The 515-nt window shown below is 62.1% G+C and carries 2 protein-coding genes; both read left to right on the top strand.

Annotated features, from left to right (window positions below):
• Nucleotides 1–239 (top strand): ACT domain-containing protein (locus C2L80_RS13635; protein WP_129589985.1); only part of this gene is annotated, 239 nt, incomplete at its 5' end.
• 115 nt (nt 240–354) lie between these two features.
• Nucleotides 355–486: a hypothetical protein gene (locus tag C2L80_RS14615; protein ID WP_264465274.1), complete on the top strand. Its 132-nt coding sequence runs from the start codon at nt 355–357 to the stop codon at nt 484–486.
• The last annotated feature ends 29 nt before the right edge of the window (nt 487–515 follow it).

Here is a 515-nt window from a genome sequence, read left to right as displayed (position 1 = left end):
GCATGAAGTCGTCGCCCGGCGTGGCGGCGCGCGCGTTCACGACGCTGGGGGAGAACCAGATCAACATCCTGGCCATCTCCACGTCGCCCATCCGTCTGTCCGTGGTGGTGGACGGCTCGCAGGCCGCCGAGGCCGTGCGCTGCCTGCACACGGCGTTCGACCTGGACAGCGACAGCGTATTCGAGGAGACGCAGCTTTCCGCCGAGGAGATCGCCGCGAAGATGAACAAGGGGAGGTAGGGGAATGGGCTATGCATCCGTAAAGGCATTGTATATCATGCTATGATGGAAAGGGTCAGCGGACGTAAGTCCTGAGCGTCGGGCGGCACCTTCTTTTAGAAAGGAGGTGATTCGCTTGGGTGTCACGCTTGCATTCCTACAGCTTGCAGCTTCGGCTGTTGCGCTGGCGACTGCGGTCGTCGGGCTGCTGCGGGAGGCGATGGCGCTCGCCAAGGCGCTGATGGCGCACCAAAAAGATGACCGCTAGCAGGAACTAGCGGTCATGCTCCCTTAGCG

Source organism: Rubneribacter badeniensis (assembly GCF_002899695.1).
Taxonomy (GTDB): Bacteria; Actinomycetota; Coriobacteriia; order Coriobacteriales; family Eggerthellaceae; genus Rubneribacter; species Rubneribacter badeniensis.
This window is presented reverse-complemented; position numbering and strand designations above follow the sequence as displayed.